Raw genomic sequence first — 1,608 nt, forward strand, 5'->3', positions numbered from 1 at the left:
GCCGTTCTTCGGCGCGGGCTGGGGCGCCGCGCACCAGCAGCCCGCGCCGAAGAACGGCCGCGGGCGTGGCGGGCTGGTCGCCGCGGTCCTGGTGGCCGCGCTGGTCGCGGGCGGCCTGGGCGGCGGCCTCGGCTACACGCTCGCCGAGGAGAACGACAGCGGCGGCTCGACGACCGTCTCGTCGAGCACCAGCGGCGGCAACGTCAAGCGCGACCCGGGCACGGTCGCCGCGGTCGCGGCGGCGGCGCTGCCCAGCACGGTCACCATCGAGGCGGCGAGCAGCAGCGGCGAGGGCGGCACCGGCACGGGCTTCGTCTTCGACAAGCAGGGCCACATCGTCACCAACAACCACGTGGTGGCGGACGCCGTCGACGGCGGCAACCTCACCGCGACGTTCCCGAACGGCAAGAAGTACGACGCCGAGGTCGTCGGCAACGCGCAGGGGTACGACGTCGCCGTCATCAAGCTGAAGAACGCCCCGTCGGACCTCAAGCCGCTCACCCTGGGCAACTCCGACGACGTGGCGGTCGGCGACTCCACCATCGCCATCGGCGCGCCCTTCGGCCTGTCCAACACGGTGACCACGGGCATCATCAGCGCGAAGAACCGGCCGGTCGCCTCCAGCGACGGCAGCGGCAGCAAGGCCTCCTACATGAGCGCGCTGCAGACCGACGCGTCGATCAACCCGGGCAACTCCGGCGGTCCGCTGCTGGACGCGCAGGGCAACGTGATCGGCATCAACTCGGCGATCCAGTCGACCAGCAACGGCGGCTTCGGCACGGGCCAGGCCGGCTCGATCGGCCTCGGCTTCGCCATCCCGATCAACCAGGCCAAGTACGTCGCCCAGGAACTCATCGAGACCGGCAAGCCGGTGTACGCCAAGATCGGCGCGTCCGTCTCCCTGGAGGACTCCACCAATGGCGCCCAGATCACCGAGCAGGGCGTGGGCGGCACCGAGCCCGTCGACCCGGGCGGCCCCGCGGACAAGGCCGGCCTGAAGCCGGGCGACGTCATCACCAAGCTCGACGACCGGGTCATCGACTCCGGCCCCACCCTGATCGGCGAGATCTGGACCCACAAGCCCGGCGACGAGGTCACGATCACCTACGAACGCGGCGGCAAGGAGCACACCACGGAACTCACCCTGGGCTCCCGCGTCGGCGACAGCTGACCCCACCCGCCACCCCCGCACCCGTTACCCTTGTCCCCGCGCCGCCGATCACCGGCGGACGCGGGGAGGTGTGCCCGAGCGGCCTAAGGGAACGGTCTTGAAAACCGTCGTGGCAGCGATGTCACCGTGGGTTCAAATCCCACCGCCTCCGCAGACGAACGCGAAGAGCGGCCCCTGACCTGGTTGTCAGGTCGGGGGCCGCTCTCGTGTCCGCGTGCGGTGACTGCCGCCGCTGCGGAACCCCACCGCCGCTGCTCCCGGAGCCGGAGCGTCGTCGCAGCCGCTTGTTAGATTGCCCGGTGTGTGAAGGCCGGTCGGAGAACCTTCGAGGTCCGCGGTCAAGAGGGGCGGGCACAAAGGTCCCCGGGAGCCACCTCGGGACCATGTCGGAGGCCGTGGATTCCCGCCCCTCTCCGCCACGACCTCGGCCTCCGTGG

General features: G+C 71.1%; 1 protein-coding gene and 1 tRNA gene. Both read left to right on the forward strand.

The genetic code is table 11. From position 1 onward, the window contains the following. Positions 1 to 1,171 (forward strand): S1C family serine protease (locus CCN29_RS34015; protein ID WP_442538682.1); only part of this gene is annotated, 1,171 nt, incomplete at its 5' end. 64 nt (positions 1,172 to 1,235) lie between these two features. Further along, positions 1,236 to 1,322: transfer RNA gene (locus CCN29_RS34020), tRNA-Ser, on the forward strand. Positions 1,323 to 1,608: the final 286 nt, after the last annotated feature.

This window comes from Streptomyces pseudogriseolus (assembly GCA_002154585.1).
Taxonomy (GTDB): Bacteria; Actinomycetota; Actinomycetes; order Streptomycetales; family Streptomycetaceae; genus Streptomyces; species Streptomyces pseudogriseolus.